This is a genomic window from Bacillota bacterium, assembly GCA_013177945.1.
In the GTDB taxonomy this organism is placed as follows: domain Bacteria; phylum Bacillota; class DSM-12270; order Thermacetogeniales; family Thermacetogeniaceae; genus Ch130.
In genome coordinates this window covers 148,749-165,577 of sequence record JABLXW010000020.1, presented here as the reverse complement: position 1 = coordinate 165,577, position 16,829 = coordinate 148,749, and the positions used below count along the sequence as shown (strand labels likewise).

Annotated in this window: 13 protein-coding genes and 1 CRISPR repeat array; of the genes, 11 read left to right on the top strand and 2 right to left on the bottom strand. The window is 51.0% G+C overall.

Annotation, left to right across the window (positions count from 1 at the left end; genetic code table 11):
- Positions 1-110: 110 nt before the first annotated feature.
- Positions 111-6,357: direct repeats of the CRISPR family, unit length 30 nt; unit sequence GTTTCCAGCCTACCTACGAGGGATTGAAAC.
- A gap of 56 nt (positions 6,358-6,413) precedes the next feature.
- The 7 genes from HPY58_12580 (at position 6,414) to HPY58_12550 (ending at position 11,104) form a co-directional block, all read left to right on the top strand.
- Positions 6,414-6,641 (top strand): hypothetical protein, encoded by a 228-nt coding sequence (locus tag HPY58_12580; GenBank protein ID NPV30457.1) that lies wholly within the window; start codon positions 6,414-6,416, stop codon positions 6,639-6,641.
- Between the two features lie 243 nt (positions 6,642-6,884).
- Complete coding sequence (locus HPY58_12575) at positions 6,885-7,118, top strand: hypothetical protein (protein ID NPV30456.1); 234 nt, start codon at positions 6,885-6,887, stop codon at positions 7,116-7,118.
- A complete protein-coding gene (locus HPY58_12570; protein NPV30455.1) occupies positions 7,111-7,344 on the top strand; it encodes a hypothetical protein in 234 nt (77 codons plus the stop codon). The genes HPY58_12575 and HPY58_12570 overlap by 8 nt, the downstream gene beginning before the upstream one ends.
- Positions 7,345-7,457: 113 nt before the next feature.
- Positions 7,458-7,646 (top strand): hypothetical protein, encoded by a 189-nt coding sequence (locus HPY58_12565; GenBank protein NPV30454.1) that lies wholly within the window; start codon positions 7,458-7,460, stop codon positions 7,644-7,646.
- Between the two features lie 411 nt (positions 7,647-8,057).
- The gene (locus HPY58_12560; GenBank protein ID NPV30453.1) at positions 8,058-8,513 is read left to right on the top strand and encodes a helix-turn-helix domain-containing protein; all 456 of its coding nucleotides are present in this window, start codon (positions 8,058-8,060) and stop codon (positions 8,511-8,513) included.
- A gap of 36 nt (positions 8,514-8,549) precedes the next feature.
- A complete protein-coding gene (locus HPY58_12555) occupies positions 8,550-9,851 on the top strand; it encodes a hypothetical protein (protein NPV30452.1) in 1,302 nt (433 codons plus the stop codon).
- Entirely contained in the window at positions 9,848-11,104 is a 1,257-nt protein-coding gene (locus tag HPY58_12550; GenBank protein ID NPV30451.1) for an MBL fold metallo-hydrolase, read from the top strand. Before HPY58_12555 ends, HPY58_12550 begins: the two co-directional genes overlap by 4 nt.
- Before the next feature lie 685 nt (positions 11,105-11,789).
- Here the strand turns inward: HPY58_12550 and HPY58_12545 are convergent.
- Both HPY58_12545 and HPY58_12540 read right to left on the bottom strand, forming a co-directional pair.
- Positions 11,790-12,014, bottom strand: coding sequence for a hypothetical protein (locus HPY58_12545; protein NPV30450.1), 225 nt, complete (start codon positions 12,012-12,014; stop codon positions 11,790-11,792).
- A gap of 2 nt (positions 12,015-12,016) precedes the next feature.
- Entirely contained in the window at positions 12,017-12,436 is a 420-nt protein-coding gene (locus tag HPY58_12540) for an exoribonuclease R (GenBank protein ID NPV30449.1), read from the bottom strand.
- A 764-nt stretch (positions 12,437-13,200) separates the two neighbouring features.
- Here HPY58_12540 and HPY58_12535 point away from each other — a divergent pair.
- The 4 genes from HPY58_12535 (at position 13,201) to HPY58_12520 (ending at position 16,693) form a co-directional block, all read left to right on the top strand.
- Complete coding sequence (locus tag HPY58_12535; GenBank protein ID NPV30448.1) at positions 13,201-13,812, top strand: M48 family metallopeptidase; 612 nt, start codon at positions 13,201-13,203, stop codon at positions 13,810-13,812.
- 368 nt (positions 13,813-14,180) lie between these two features.
- On the top strand, positions 14,181-15,128 hold the full coding sequence (locus tag HPY58_12530) for a zinc chelation protein SecC (protein NPV30447.1): 948 nt from the start codon (positions 14,181-14,183) through the stop codon (positions 15,126-15,128).
- Positions 15,129-15,257: 129 nt separating this feature from the next.
- A complete protein-coding gene (locus HPY58_12525; GenBank protein NPV30446.1) occupies positions 15,258-15,644 on the top strand; it encodes a hypothetical protein in 387 nt (128 codons plus the stop codon).
- Complete coding sequence (locus HPY58_12520) at positions 15,641-16,693, top strand: hypothetical protein (protein NPV30445.1); 1,053 nt, start codon at positions 15,641-15,643, stop codon at positions 16,691-16,693. Before HPY58_12525 ends, HPY58_12520 begins: the two co-directional genes overlap by 4 nt.
- Positions 16,694-16,829: the final 136 nt, after the last annotated feature.

The window sequence follows — 16,829 nt, the reverse complement described above, 5'->3', positions numbered from 1 at the left end:
TCTACTGATCGGGCTTGAAAACACCAGGTGCTACCGACCTCTCGTCGCCAGCCGCAATAAGGATGGTTCGACACGAACCCATTTTCATCCTCTGTTGGTGTCGCTAAAAAGCGGCATGGGGGTCTACGAGGGATTGAAACAAAGGCAGAGGGCGCAAGAAAAATACAGGAGACGGGTTTCCAGCCTACCTACGAGGGATTGAAACCAAAGCCTCAACATCATGCTTCGCAAACACTGGGGACGGTTTCCAGCCTACCTACGAGGGATTGAAACTGTATTCGTTTCTATGGTCGTTGTCTTGGTTGCTATGTTTCCAGCCTACCTACGAGGGATTGAAACTGAGCAGGCGAAGAAGCTAATCCTAGAAACCAAGTAGTTTCCAGCCTACCTACGAGGGATTGAAACTTGTCTCCATTGTCTTTCTTTCTGATTTTTGTCTTTGTTTCCAGCCTACCTACGAGGGATTGAAACCTGAAACCATCCTGGCACGCAGGGAAGAGATTGAGGGTTTCCAGCCTACCTACGAGGGATTGAAACAATTTCAAAACCTTTCTCCAGCGCCCGGATAAACTCATGTTTCCAGCCTACCTACGAGGGATTGAAACCTAGGGACGAGTTCACCGACACGTCGGACGAATTCCGTTTCCAGCCTACCTACGAGGGATTGAAACGGTCACTCTTTTGCTTGAACCACTGGGCTACCAGGAGTTTCCAGCCTACCTACGAGGGATTGAAACGTTATTACAAGATAAAAGCCAACCGTAGCGCAAAGGGTTTCCAGCCTACCTACGAGGGATTGAAACATAACTTCTATGAATCTCAGATTAACAAAATCGCCCGTTTCCAGCCTACCTACGAGGGATTGAAACGAGTTTGTGGAGTGCTTGATGGGCTTTCCGATTGGCGTTTCCAGCCTACCTACGAGGGATTGAAACGTTGGCTTTACGATTGCAGAATAGGCAAAACAAAAAAGTTTCCAGCCTACCTACGAGGGATTGAAACACGTAACGTCTTCAGCGCAGCATACAATTGCGCTGGGTTTCCAGCCTACCTACGAGGGATTGAAACTCAGACGGCTTACTAAGTCCTCATAGACTTCCCGGAGTTTCCAGCCTACCTACGAGGGATTGAAACCCTTCGAGGAGTTTGATCTGAAGATCTTGCAAATCAAAGTTTCCAGCCTACCTACGAGGGATTGAAACCCTTCGAGGAGTTTGATCTGAAGATCTTGCAAATCAAAGTTTCCAGCCTACCTACGAGGGATTGAAACGCATATGAAACTGTCCTCAACCCCTGAGTAAACCTTCGTTTCCAGCCTACCTACGAGGGATTGAAACTACGTTAGCAATTTGCTTTTCTAGGTCTGCCTTTGTGTTTCCAGCCTACCTACGAGGGATTGAAACACAACCATAAATTACATTGCCTGAACCATCATACCAGTTTCCAGCCTACCTACGAGGGATTGAAACCAACTACGGGCAGGAGTTTGAAGAGTTGATCGGGCGGTTTCCAGCCTACCTACGAGGGATTGAAACTGGGGTGGTGGATGCCGCTGCGAAGGACCTCAAACGGGTTTCCAGCCTACCTACGAGGGATTGAAACTCCTTGTGGGGAGGTGAATATATGTGCGATATTTTGGTTTCCAGCCTACCTACGAGGGATTGAAACTTTCTTCAGGGGGGGAAAAACCCCCTTCATCGGTCGGTTTCCAGCCTACCTACGAGGGATTGAAACTGTTTTCCTGTATGCCGATTACTTCTACGAATCTCAGTTTCCAGCCTACCTACGAGGGATTGAAACCTGAAAATTTTAACGCTTTTTGGGAGCATATTTAATGTTTCCAGCCTACCTACGAGGGATTGAAACATAAGGATTATATTGAACAGGCTTTCATGGGGACGCGTTTCCAGCCTACCTACGAGGGATTGAAACTTACAAAGGACGGGTGTTTGATATTCAGGCAGTTATGTTTCCAGCCTACCTACGAGGGATTGAAACGAAGACTGGAAAGAATTGCCTTCTCTTCCCTCTTCTCGTTTCCAGCCTACCTACGAGGGATTGAAACTTGAAATATTTAATTCTTTTGAGTCGTTGAGGCTTTGTTTCCAGCCTACCTACGAGGGATTGAAACTTAAGTTGAGAGTTACAATAGGGAAGCGGTAAACGGGTTTCCAGCCTACCTACGAGGGATTGAAACATCTTCTTTATAACTATAAGGATTTGCTAATTCACTGTTTCCAGCCTACCTACGAGGGATTGAAACATTACAGCTCATGCATTCATACATTTTACCAATCTTGTTTCCAGCCTACCTACGAGGGATTGAAACGACAGGATTCCCACAGTCCAGTTCCACCATTCCGAGTTTCCAGCCTACCTACGAGGGATTGAAACGATGGTACTGTTTTTGACATCATTGACTGTGATTGCGTTTCCAGCCTACCTACGAGGGATTGAAACACGGGGAGATAAACTGGAGCGGCTTCTGGACTTCGGGTTTCCAGCCTACCTACGAGGGATTGAAACCACAGCTTCTGCAGCGTTAAAACAGTTCGTCAAACTGTTTCCAGCCTACCTACGAGGGATTGAAACCGAGACTAACTCAAGCAGCTCGTCGGGCGGGACGCCCTGGTTTCCAGCCTACCTACGAGGGATTGAAACCCTGTTCGCGCCAACCCGCAGCCATGCAGCCAACTGGTTTCCAGCCTACCTACGAGGGATTGAAACGTAGTCTTCCTGGCGGGAATGGTCCAGGGGCTTCTTGTTTCCAGCCTACCTACGAGGGATTGAAACCCGAAGGCAAGGAGTTTCAATACTTCGGACAACTGCGTTTCCAGCCTACCTACGAGGGATTGAAACGTTTCGGATAGGCTTACGATGTTTTCAGGGCTTCACGTTTCCAGCCTACCTACGAGGGATTGAAACCACGTGGATATTCATTCACTCCGCCTCCTTTGGAGTGTTTCCAGCCTACCTACGAGGGATTGAAACTCGAATTCAAACTCCTTTTCTTCTTTCTTAAACTCGTTTCCAGCCTACCTACGAGGGATTGAAACGCAACTGGTCATTGTCTGCCAGGAGTTTATTCAATTGTTTCCAGCCTACCTACGAGGGATTGAAACCTGGACGCCATCGAAGATGTAACTCTCAGGATAAGCGTTTCCAGCCTACCTACGAGGGATTGAAACATATAATCCAGCACCTTTGCCAGTCCCAACTTAGTCAGTTTCCAGCCTACCTACGAGGGATTGAAACTTTCTCAGGGATGCCTGCTTTAACTATTTTGTATTCAGTTTCCAGCCTACCTACGAGGGATTGAAACCGTGGAAACTCTGCGCGGTCTAGGTGTAGATCCGTGTTTCCAGCCTACCTACGAGGGATTGAAACTCATGATCAGAACTCCGGCCCGCCTTCGGGCGCGGGTTTCCAGCCTACCTACGAGGGATTGAAACAAGATGAAGAGCTGGCAGAAGAGATGGCCAAAAATGGTTTCCAGCCTACCTACGAGGGATTGAAACTTGATAATCCAGCGTTTCACCTCTCCGATTACCATTGTTTCCAGCCTACCTACGAGGGATTGAAACAGCTGGACGCGTGCATTAAGCGTTCGGAACAGCTATTGTTTCCAGCCTACCTACGAGGGATTGAAACGCCAGGGTGGTGGTGGTCTCTAGTGCAGTGTGGGGAGTTTCCAGCCTACCTACGAGGGATTGAAACTTGCCGCTTCCTCTAGGGCACGGGCCATCTCGCGTAGTTTCCAGCCTACCTACGAGGGATTGAAACTCGAGAGCACCGTCGAGGGCAGTAGGCGCACGTTGTGTTTCCAGCCTACCTACGAGGGATTGAAACGCTTCGACAGGGGTACCCAAAAAAAGCTCCTCGAACGTTTCCAGCCTACCTACGAGGGATTGAAACGGTTTTTTCATTCAATTGTTGCTAACAGCTTACTTTGGTTTCCAGCCTACCTACGAGGGATTGAAACGGTTTTTCCAGGAAAGGAGGGAGAAAGATGTTTATGTTTCCAGCCTACCTACGAGGGATTGAAACATTCCGGGCGCCTCTAGCGCCAGCCTTGCCTGCTTGTTTCCAGCCTACCTACGAGGGATTGAAACTTGAGTGCTTCTGGGGAAGGTGCTAACAGCTTCTCCGTTTCCAGCCTACCTACGAGGGATTGAAACAGTAGAGCCGCTGTTCGCGTTGGTGATGCACTTTCCCGTTTCCAGCCTACCTACGAGGGATTGAAACTCCCTCCTCGATGTTGTCTCCCACTACCTGGTAGACGTTTCCAGCCTACCTACGAGGGATTGAAACGGTTGCTATAGAGCTGAGTCATTATTTCTCCCTCCTGTTTCCAGCCTACCTACGAGGGATTGAAACCCAGGCTCTCAAGGTGCTCAGCAGAGTATACGGACGGTTTCCAGCCTACCTACGAGGGATTGAAACTATTGTTTTAATGAACTAGATAAAGCAGCTGCTTTAGTTTCCAGCCTACCTACGAGGGATTGAAACCCATACGAAATATGTTGCAAGGATCAAATAAAAATAAGTTTCCAGCCTACCTACGAGGGATTGAAACATTACATCAGCAAGGACAATGCCGCCAATGAGTCCAGGTTTCCAGCCTACCTACGAGGGATTGAAACACAACTAATTTAGTTATACAAGTTGTTATAAAAATGTTTCCAGCCTACCTACGAGGGATTGAAACGCTTCAGGGTACTGCCTGGTGGTAAGGCTTCTATTGGTTTCCAGCCTACCTACGAGGGATTGAAACCTCTTTTTTATGATAAAACGCGCCTGTTTTTCTGACGTTTCCAGCCTACCTACGAGGGATTGAAACGGAAATTTTTCGCCAAGAAGTGCGGCTACAAACCCGTTTCCAGCCTACCTACGAGGGATTGAAACTACGCAGCTGCGGCTCCACCCAAAGCAAATTTGTTAGTTTCCAGCCTACCTACGAGGGATTGAAACTGGAGCGGTTCCACACCCCTACCTCGCGGGCAAGGGGTTTCCAGCCTACCTACGAGGGATTGAAACCTAGCAACGTAACTATGCCACCCACAGCGGGGAGGCGTTTCCAGCCTACCTACGAGGGATTGAAACGAAGGAGTCAAAGAGGGTAAGAGAGTGTAACTTTGGTTTCCAGCCTACCTACGAGGGATTGAAACCGCTCTCTTCAAGGAAAGGCCGGAATTGGTTATGCGTTTCCAGCCTACCTACGAGGGATTGAAACATGACCATGAGAAGGGCTAAGTGCAAGGTAGAAGTGGTTTCCAGCCTACCTACGAGGGATTGAAACACGAGCTGCCCGACGGTATTCGAACGGTGGTAAATGTTTCCAGCCTACCTACGAGGGATTGAAACCTTGGGTTAAGCTGCGTTCCCTTTCTTCCTGCTCCACGTTTCCAGCCTACCTACGAGGGATTGAAACCTTCAGGAAGCGCCTTGTCCACCTCGAATGTGGATGGTTTCCAGCCTACCTACGAGGGATTGAAACATTTCTTCGGCGGCAGGGAAATTCACGGCTTGAAGGGTTTCCAGCCTACCTACGAGGGATTGAAACCTCCACCTTCGCGGCTTCATCAGAGACGGTCCAGGAGTTTCCAGCCTACCTACGAGGGATTGAAACGGTGTCTAGCGACACCATCACCTTGACTCCGAAAGAGTTTCCAGCCTACCTACGAGGGATTGAAACCCGTGTCTCCCCTCCGTCTTCTTTTTGTTTTCAGGAGTTTCCAGCCTACCTACGAGGGATTGAAACCGTCGCACCAAAGAATTACTCAACCTGCCGCCGCTCAGTTTCCAGCCTACCTACGAGGGATTGAAACTCCCTGGTCTTTGTCGTTTTTAACCGCCTGATTCTCTGGTTTCCAGCCTACCTACGAGGGATTGAAACCATTTATTATTATTTTCTTGTTGTGTCTTCAATTGCGTTTCCAGCCTACCTACGAGGGATTGAAACCGTGAGGAGGTACTGCATAATTTCCACCCAATCATGGTGTTTCCAGCCTACCTACGAGGGATTGAAACCAAAAAGCAGGGGAAGCAGGTGCAAAAAGAACAGGTTTCCAGCCTACCTACGAGGGATTGAAACGCATGGAAAAGTCGGTCACATCGTCGGGCGCGTCCAGTTTCCAGCCTACCTACGAGGGATTGAAACTTGTAGAGCCTTTGTGTTTGTCCAAAGACCCTACAAGTTTCCAGCCTACCTACGAGGGATTGAAACATTAGTTTTGAGGAAGCATGTGAATTTATCCGACTGGTTTCCAGCCTACCTACGAGGGATTGAAACCTTTAAAAGGCGTTTGAAGTTTTTTGGAAAAATGGGTTTCCAGCCTACCTGCGAGGGATTGAAACCCGCTCTGGCGCCGGAAGCCCTGTACGCTCCGGATGCTGAAAGGTTCCGCCGCCATTTGGCGCTCATCAAGTACTGTGTTGAAAAGGAACTCATCAACCAGGCTGTCCTTCTGGGGCGTGAGTGGCTGATCAGTTGTTCGGCCTGGCAGGTGGAAGAGGAAAGATGGCGCAACCGCGACGTGCACGAGAGGAAGCTGGTATTCGCGGCTGAACCGGGCAATGCGCCGGCGGGCGGCCGTAGAGGATGCCGCCGTTGGCCGTGCTGCGTGGTCAGAAGGCGATGAGAGCGGACGGGAAGCCCAGAACGGGACCGGTGTTCTACCTTGGTACGACAACCTGTCGCAGGCGCACGAGGTGGCGGAGCTATTGTGGTCGGTGACCAGTCTGCGCAATGACGCACCCTGTTGTGCGATGAACGACAACCCGGCTCACCCGCAAGCATCCGCGAGAGGAAAAACAGTTGGTGCGGAGTCTGGACGGGTTGCTTACAGTTAGTATTCTTACTTGTGCATAAGGGGGGTCTGTCTTTGCGTGCCATGATTGCCCTCGTCAGCGAGCAACGCATGCAAAACGTCATTCCCTGCTACCAGGCTGGTGCCGCCTATGCCGAGGTACACCTGGTACGCTCGCTTCAGGCCGACGACCCTGGCTTGCCCCACGCCAGAGCCCGGCTGGACACCATCGGGGTGCTGGAGCAGGTGACCCCGGAAAATGAACGGCACGCGCAACTTTCTTGTAAAGGGGGTACGATCAGTGAGTGACAGCGTGAACAGCGGGAGGGGCGGAACATCGCGGGTTTTCCGGATCCTGCTTTCAGCAGGACTCATCTTGGCCCTTGCGGTCGGTTTTGTCGGTGGTATCCGCTTTGAACAGCGTGTTCTGAGTGCAATGCAAACCCCGCAGGCGCAGTCTACTAACAAACGGGACGCCGCGAAGAAGCCGGCGGAACCGGACCAGACGAGACAGTCCGCGGTAAGATCGACCTGACGCGCGTATACGCTCCGCGCTTCCAAAAACAGTAGCCTCAATGTGCTGGTTGTTGGCATCAAAAAGACTGGCACACTGGGCCTTCCTACATTTTCCCAGCAAGCTGGTCTCTGGTGGGGAAAGGCGAACTCTGCCCTTATTGTTACGCACCGGCGCTTGACGTGGATCTTTACTGTCCCGGCTGCGGTCGCAAGTCACCCCTGGCGCGGCTCTGCCCGGCCTGCGAGAATCCTGCGACACTAGAGGATCGGTTTTGCTACCACTGTGATCACAACCTGAGGGTGGCCAACAATAGCAACTAGACAGCAGCAAACAGCTTCAGAGGAGGAAAATCAGTATGCCAGGGTGAGCGATGTGACACCGTCGACCTTCCCGGGGTAAGTTTCCAGCCTACCTACGAGGGATTGAAGCAAAATACTTTTGCCCCCCAGCCCTAATTGGGGGTAGATTGTTTCTTGCGCCAAAACCATGTCGTAATGTGGTGTTACTATAACAGAAAGGGAGGGATGTAAGTGGGTAAGGTGAGTAATATGTTAAATCCAATGACAGGAAAACCCTTTGCGTGGGATGAACACTATTCAGCTACTGACACAATTCTTACTTTTGGTATAGAAAGTAACTTCGGTACCCAGATTCGCAATATTGCCGCAAAGCTTAATATTAAAGTACATGAATGCAGTATTATTGAGGACCTGATAGCAATACCAGCATTTATGGCAATTGTAAATCCTCAGAAAATCACACGAGAAGACGCGGCACTTCTTTTTGAGTTGTGGCAGGAACACGACTCAAGCGAGTTCAAAGTTATATTTGTAGAGAAGCCATGTTCACACTGGCCATCGCCGCTGCCTTCGTGTGTAAAAGTTGATTCTGGATTGTTTGCAGACTCTCATAAGTTAAGGTTGAGCATCCTTAGACAGAAAACGTCTGCAAATCGCCAGGAACATATTGCCAGGCAGTGCGAAGAACGGATCTCCCGTATCCTGATGATACTGAAAAGGCTTCAAAAAGGGCCTGTTAAGACCAGGGAATTAGCAAAAGAGTTTAATGTCTCTATACGCACGGTCCAGCGTGACATAAGAATTCTGGAACGCATCGGCGAGCCAATCGGCTATGATGAGCGAGAGAAGGCTTTTTTCCTTTTAACTAGGGAAAGCTTATGGGAATAAAGCTCAAAATAGGTTCAGCCGAAGGGGGTTCCAAAGATGGATGAGGAAAGGAAAAAGAAGTTACTCGAAAAGTGGGCTAAAGTTGATCCATCTGAGATACGAATAGTATCTCCTTTTGGTCCCGATGAACCATTAGAAACATTTTTGTCTGCTGTCTTTGGTATTAAACGCATGCCGGTAATCAACACGGATGCGAAAGGCAAAAAACATGTCCTCCGTGTATTGAAAAAATTCGCCAACGACCAGGGACTGGAATTCAGAATTTTTAATGCAAAAGGGGCAAATGTTGAAGATATCAGAGGAGAGATAGAAATAGTGTGGGAAAAGGGAATGCCTTATCATCAACGCAATAAGCCTGCCTACTGGCCGAAAAGCCAGAGGATGATTGTGGTAGAAGGCGTCAATCAAGAAACGGATGAAGAAGTATTACGAGCGTTTCTATATGTGGCGTGCATGCCTTACGGTGAGGGAAGCTTAAATCCGGAACAACTGCCTTACGGCTCTGGCTTTGTCTTTCTGGCATACAACGATTTCCCGGTTCAGCGTTGTGCTTCAATAACTGCATATTTCAGGAATGAATACACAAGCATTGCCTGGCCCCCGGCTCCCTATACGAAAGAGCGAGTGATTTATGAAACGAAAGTGGCTATGCAAAATATCGAGCAGCTGTACCAGCAGCCGTTTATTAACTGGAGAGGGAAAACAAGGGATCCGAGCCGGCAGTTATATACAGAAGTGATTGCAGAAGAACTCTTACAAGCAAACATAGCAAAAGAACTGGAGAAATTACCATGTATTCAAAGAAAGAAGGGCTACCGCGTAGAAACGCACGACGGCACTATTGAGCGGCAGACGAACCGGGAAGAAGAGATTGTAGCGAAAAAAATTTTTGATTATTCCAAGCAGGGCAATAACCTTGGCGACCTGGGCGAGGTCTTTGATTACCAGGTGCCTCTTAAGAACACCCAGGACGATAAGGCTGGCAAGATTGATCTGGTGTCATTCGACCGAAATACTAATACAGCATGGCTGGTAGAGTTAAAAAAAGGAAGCAGCGACACACTGTTGCGCTGTATGCTGGAGATTGCAACGTATTATCAACTGCTTGATAAAGACTTGTTTATTGAGTCGTATAGGGATGGGTTTGGCAACCTCGGCGCCGACTGCATTTGCAAGGCAGTGCTTGTATATAAGGAGCAATCACAGCATAAGGAAATAAAAGAAATAATAGCCGGGAAACGCCCCAATCTTAAGCGGCTGGCTGATGCGCTAAAGATTATTTTCTTTTTGATTGAAGAGGAAGGGCCTGCTTTCACTGTTGAAAGGGTAATGGTATGAGAATCAAAATCCATCGAGGAGCACACGAGATCGGCGGTTCCTGCGTTGAACTGCAGAGTGGGGATACCCGCATTGTTGTAGATTTAGGCCTGCCTTTGGTGAAAAAAGGTGATGCTCGCTTTGACAGCGGCAAGCTGCACTTGCAAACGGGAGTCGAACTGGTAAGCAGGGGTGTTCTGCCTGACATTAAAGGTTTATACACTTGGGATACAGAGTGCAGGCGAATCGATGCGTTATTCCTGTCTCACGCTCATATGGATCACTATGGGCTTGTGAACTTTGTTTCTCCTGACGTGCCGGTATTTAGCGGAGAAGCCACCCGGCGCTTAATGGATATTGCTATGCTGTTTTGCCCTTTTGAGCGAGCTGGAGGCAAGCAATTCACTTTTGCCAACCGCGTCCCGGTGCAAGTCGGTGGGTTCAGAATTACGCCCTTCCTGGTGGACCATTCGGCATTCGATGCTTACGCGTTCCTGATAGAGGCACAAGGCAAGAGCGTTTTTTATTCCGGGGACTTTCGCGAGCATGGACGAAAAACCAGCACACTGCAGGCCCTTATTAGAGCACTTTCAGGTAAACCTGTAGATGTTATGCTTCTTGAGGGGACGACGTTTGGACGCCCTGAGGAAAAGATTGTTACAGAAAAAGATTTAGAGGACAGTCTTATAAAGGTAATTGGCAGCGGAAATGGTATTTGCCTTGCTTGTTCTGCAGGGCAGAATATTGACCGACTGGTTACTTTTTATCGTGCTGCGCTTCGCTGTGAGAAAATTTTTGTTATTGATGTTTATACTGCCATTGTGCTAGACGCCTTGCGCGATTTTGCGCGCCTTCCTTGTCCATCAGAGCAATATTCGAAGCTGCGGGTGTTTTTTCCGTACTGGCTGTGTAAACGGTTGGGTGATTTAGGGCATACTGACATGCTTTATCGTTTTAAGAGGTTTAAGATTAGCCGCAGAGAAGTGAGTGAGCAGCAAAACAGGTTATTGATGCTGGTTCGCCCTTCGATGGTTAGCGATCTAAAGAAAATAAATTTTTCTGGCGGGAACTTCATTTACTCAATGTGGCTTGGGTATCAGAATGAACCTGATATGGCATGTCTGCTTAATTTTGTCAGAGAGAGGGATATGAAATATCACTATGTTCATACGAGCGGGCATGCAACTTTGCAAACCTTAAAGAAATTGGTTGAAGCCTTACGACCAAGAGAAGTTATCCCTTTTCATATTACCCTGAAAAATACCAGTTGTTAGGAGTAAAAGTAAGATATCTGAAAGACGGAGATACATATTGGCTGAATTAAAACCTACTTACCGCTTGGGCTGAAAAGTTGCACCTCACCGGTCATGGTATTGGTGCGTTTCAAAAGCGGTCCGAACTCGCTGGTGATAAATTCTTCCTTCCGGTTGTTAATGAACATTTGACAAACCTTCTTGGCAATTTTTGGTTAGACTGCTTTAATGGTAATCAGGAAACCGATCTTGAGGGAAAATCAAGATTAGTTCGTTGAAACGAGACAAGAGAAAGGGCAAGGGAACTCTATGCGCGCGTTTCCAGCCTGCCTACGAGGGATTGAAACAACACATCATATGTGCCGTCATTATTCTTATAAACAAGTTTCCAGCCTACCTACGAGGGATTGAAACCCCGCACGGTGGGATGCCGGCAGGGGCTGGCTTCCTTGTTTCCAGCCTACCTACGAGGGATTGAAACGACAAAAAACAGCATGAGTTGGTAGGTATGGGCTGATAGAACAAAAGGATCTCATCGTCCAGGCCGTTGATGTGGCCAACAGGCGCATTGTCTCGCTATGGTACGAAAGTAACCTTGTCGTTATTGTACAGGCCACGGCAGAGAAGTGAATTTTGGGGGGCATCCCTTCCGCGCGGGATGGATGCTGCTGAGGGGGTATCAGGATGAACACGAAAAGAAAATGTTTTAAAGAGACTTCCAAAACTCTTTTTCAGTTATCTTCAGCTGTTTTTTGAGAATCCTTTGCCACAACTGCTTCGGAATTTCTTTGTGAACAGCGCGGCTTACCTTCGTCCGGAGCACGGTTCCGTCGGCCAGGACCTTCTCGTAGTACCAGTGGTCGGTGCTCCGGACCAGCACCCAACCGTTCTTTTCGCAGTACCGCTTCAAGTCCCCAAACTTAGGAGGCATTTTCAGATCTCCAGCAGGCTCCGGATTTCCTCGTCGCTGTCGCAGAGCAGTACGCGCAGGATGTACGGGAAGTGCGCCCGCCGGTTGGGAGCGTTGATGAAAAGCTGGGAGCGTTCGAGATAGTCCTGGGCATAGAACTTCAGGTCCTGGACCAGTTCCTGCGCGGCCTCTTCCACCGTCCGGCCGTTGGCGTAAAGCTCGAGCTCATCCAGGGCAAGGGTGACAGATCCGTCCTCTTCCTGGATGACCTCCGGTTTGAGCCTGTACTTTTCCAGGAGCAGTTTCTGGAGATCGGCCCGCAGGACCAGGACTTCTTCCGCCTGCCTGCGCCTGATGATCACCGGCCGGTAGTGGTTGAAGACTCTGCTGTACAGGGCCGAGAAGCCGCCGCGAGCTTCGGTAAACTTCAATTCTTCCAGCATCAGCATCACCTCTTACCTTCATGATAGCACATTCTGTGCAGAATGTGCAGATCGAATCTTCAAAGGAAAGGAACAACAGGAAGGATTTTCTTAGATTTGTGTCGAAAAATGCTTTAGGCTTGCTGCAAGGGGTTGGAACCGCCACGATTTACGATAACCCGCGCATGCCGCAGGAAGTTCCTGCCTGCCTACGAGGGATCGAAACCTCGAGAGTATTACACCGTTTCATGGTAACCTCCTCTGTTTCCAGCTTACCTACGAGGGATTAAAACGAATAGCCTTCGTGCGCCTCGCTGACGTGCCTAAAGTTTCCAGCCTGCCTGCGTCTGCCCCGCGGACCGCTACTGCTTTTACTGCGGGTAACATTTCTACTTTTCAATTTCGGGGAGGGATTACACGTGCCTTTTTGTGTGAAGTGCGGCATACCAGTGACGGAAGGAGCGGTAAGCTGTCCGGGCTGTGGCTTTGACTTCGGGGGAAGCCGTACGGCTGCGCCGTCCGGTCCCGGAGGCCATCTGCAGGCCTTTGCGCCAGGTCCCAAACTGGCGGTCGATCCGGGATCCCTGCGCCATCCGAAGGAAGTGCTCTATCTGACCATCACCGCCGTCATCGGCGGTCTGGTTTGGCTGCTTCTCATATGGTTTGCCTGGCTATATCTCATTCCTCTGGCCGTGGTGTCCTGGCTGGTAGGGCAGTACTTTAAGGCGCAAATCTACGGCAACGCCGTGCGGGTGAGCGAGGAGCAGTTTGCCGAATTGTACCGTATGGCAGCCCACATGGCGGCGGAACTCAAGCTGTCCCGTGCCCCGGAGATCTTCGTCCTGAGCGGCCAGGGTGCCCTGAACGCCGTGGCTATGAAGTTCCTCTCCGGCAGATATATCTTGGTGTACGGCGAGCTGGTTGATCTGATGTTGAGGAGGGGCGCTTACGATGATCTGCGCATGATTCTGGGGCACGAACTGGCCCACCACGCCCTGGGGCACGTCAGCATCTGGAAGAACCTGCTGCTGGGCCCCGCCAGGTTAATCCCCTTTCTGGGGGCGGCTTACAGCCGTGCCTGCGAGTTGAGTGCGGACCGCATGGGCATGGCCCTTTCGGGCAATGCTGCGGCCGCCCAGCGAGCCCTCCTGGCCTTGGCCCTGGGTAGTGAGGCGCTGGCAGCCAAGGTTGACCCCGAGGCCTTTGCAGCCCAGGAGCGCTACGTGCCTCCCGTCATGGGCTTCATCCATGAGCTTTATGCCACTCACCCCCGCATGACCAGAAGGATCATTGAATTAAAGGAATACGAAAAGCGTGGGGCTCTAAGGTGCGTTGTTTCCGGGACGGCAGCGCAGGTTGCCAAGATGGACCGGACAAGCAGGTTAGATATTTCTTGAATATGGTTAACTTGATGGCGGGGAGTTTCCAGCCTACCTACGAGGGATTGAAACCTATTGGATCCAGCGGGTGCGGGAGTTGGAAGAAGAGTTTGCAGCCTACTTAGATTCTGCTGAAAAACTCGGCGACAAAGCTCCTTGAGAACACAGATAAATCAAGGGATTCCGGTCTCAGTTGCGAATTGTTTAAGGTGACAAACTAAAAAAATGCCAGGAGGGAGTCCCTATGGTGACTTTTACCAGTAAGATTTCATTAATCAATGAAGTGAACAGGGCGCTGGCGAGGGTAACCTGACTCGTAGGTGGCAGTAAGAAATTTTCTGGCTTCTACGCCGAAAAATAAAATAAAGATATCGAGGGGAATAGGTTTGGCAAAGATCGGCAGAAATGACCCATGTCCATGTGGGAGCGGGAAGAAGTATAAGAAGTGCTGCCTTCCCAAGGCAAGGCAGAAACACTGGACTTTAGAAGAGATCCGTTCTTTTTCCACTGAAAGGATTTTTTTAAAGCTGGCCGAATTCGGCATTGAGGTTACCGAAAAAGATTTCCTTGGGGACGTCGAGCGCTTTTACTCCGCCTATGACCTGGCCGAGAGCTGGTGGAAGACCTACCGCGTTACCGCAAGAGGCTTCGACGAGGACTTCCCCTGGATGGCCGCCGCGGTCCTTTGGGAGAGATTGGCCCCCCATGTGATGAACTCAGAGAAGCTGGACGATATGATGCAGGATGGGTACAGTTTTTGTCATGAGGGAAGAGAGGACGAAGGCTGCAGGGTTTGGCTGGAGGTGTGGGAGCACCTGAAAAAGCGGTTTACGCCCGAAATGAAATCAATTAAAGACGCAGAGCGGGTTTTTTCCGGAGCGCAGAGCCTGTTTAACTGGTGCCAGGATTTGGAGATGGAACTGGGCAACGCGGGCCTGCGAGAGCCTTCTTTCTACGAGAAAAGGATAGAATACTGCCGGGAGTTCTGCATGCTTTTCCCGGAAACAGATAGATTGATCATCGAAAACATGAAAAGAGCAGAAGCAGAATCTTACTTCGCACTTGGTATGGTTGAAAAAGGAGAGAGGGCTTTTCAGAATCTGGTGGAAGAGTTTCCTGATTCTGCATGGGTGTACATCGGCTGGGGAGATATGTACTGGCTTTTTGAGGACAGCAAAGCGCAGCGCGATTACGACAAGGCGGAAAGCATTTACCGTATGGCTTTGGAAAGAAATGTCGTTATGAAAGAAGATGTCTTGGAGAGGCTGAAGGTGCTGGAGGAGGAAAGAAGCAAAGAAAAAGGAGAGCGAAACTCTTCCGGCAACTCCAAGTAAACAGGTGATTGTAGCTTCAGCTTCTGAGAACCGGTCCAGCTTCTTTGCTCGGTTAAACTCGTCCAGTAAAGACCAAAGGATGAGAGGTGTTCCGAAATGAAGCTCAAGCGCCTGTTCCGGCTGCCTGCAGTGATCCTGGTGTCTGCGCTGTGTTTGATCGTTCCGCTGCATTTGATCGTTCCGGCGCCTGCTCTGGGGCGTCCGGCGCCGGCGGCGGCGCACCCGGCGACTGCCGCCCGGGCGGGAAGTCCTGTGGCGGTGAAAACCGTGCAGGTATCCGGCTGCACTGTAGCGATGATTTCCGCCGATCTCTCAAATCCCCGCCTTGAACTGCGGCCGGTGCTGGCCGGCGGAAAAACCGGCTGCACCGCCGAACTCGCGGCGATGGCCCGGTCTGCAGGCGCCGTGGCTGCCGTCAACGGCACCTTTTTCAACGCCTACAGCGACATGACGCCCTGGGGGCAATCGTCATCGACGGGGAAATGCACCGCGCCGCCGGGGATGGGGGCGCCGTGATTGTTGCACCAGACAACAGGGTGTCATTTGCCCGCCTGGAGGTGGAGATCAAAGGGGGAATTAACGGAAGCGAGGAGTGGCCGAACAACTGGTACGCCTGGGATGTGAACAGGAATTTTCCCGACCCGCAGGCCATCGTGATCTTTACCCCAAGCTTCGGTCAGGTGATGCGTGAACCCGCGGCGACGACGGTTGCCGTGCGCCGGGGGCGGGTGGTGAGCATCCAGCCGGGTCCCGTGCCGGTTCCCCAGGACGGCTACGTCATCGGCTTTGGGCCGGGCGCCGGCCAGATTGCAGAGCGTTTTCGAGTTGGCGACACCGTTCAGGTGAGGTTCATTTTCCGGGATCGCGGAGAAAACACGTTGATCCCCTCGCGTGGAGTCCGCCACATCCTTCAGGCAGGGCCGTTGCTCGTCAGAAACGGAGCCAATGTCGCCCACCTCTCAAGAGATGCCTGGCGCGACCCGAAATTTTTTCTCAAATCTTCCAGGAGCTTCTGCGGAGCCGATCGGAACGGCAGGCTGGTGCTCGGGACGGCGTGCGGGGTGACCATGGACGGGCTGGCCGAAGTGCTGGTGAAGCTCGGCCTCTCTGATGCCTTTGCGTTGGACGGAGGGGCCTCTGCTGGCCTCTACTGCCAGGGCAGGTATCTGGTCCGGCCGGGGAGAAAGCTCTCCAACTGCCTTGCCCTGATCGTTCATCCTGAACCCCGGGTTCCGATCCGGCTGCGGGGGGAAGACCTCCAGGTGCCGGGCTTCCTCAAGCCGCCCGGCGTTACCATGGTGCCTTTGCGGGGCATCTTCGAGTGTTTGGGAGCAGAAGTCGGATGGAATCAGGCGAGTCAGGAGATCGTAATTGCTCTGGGCGAGCGCAGCATTGTGCTTCGCTGCGGAAGCAGGAGCGCCTTCGCCGCGGGAAAGAAAGTCGAACTCCCCCTCCCGCCGGAGATCCGGGGTGGAAAGACCTTTGTTCCCCTCAGGTTTGTGGTGGAGAGCCTGGGGTTGAAGGTTGTGTGGGACGAGGCGGCGCAGCGGGTGGATTTGTATTAGTTGCGCCCCGGCAGGATTTTTTGAGAAGGGTGTCGGCCTGAGGATATCGGCCTGCTTGAAAGACACTTGAGGAGCTGCCCTGGAGGCTACCCTGCACCTGCTGCAGGACTGGGGCCTGGTGGAACCGTCTGACTAC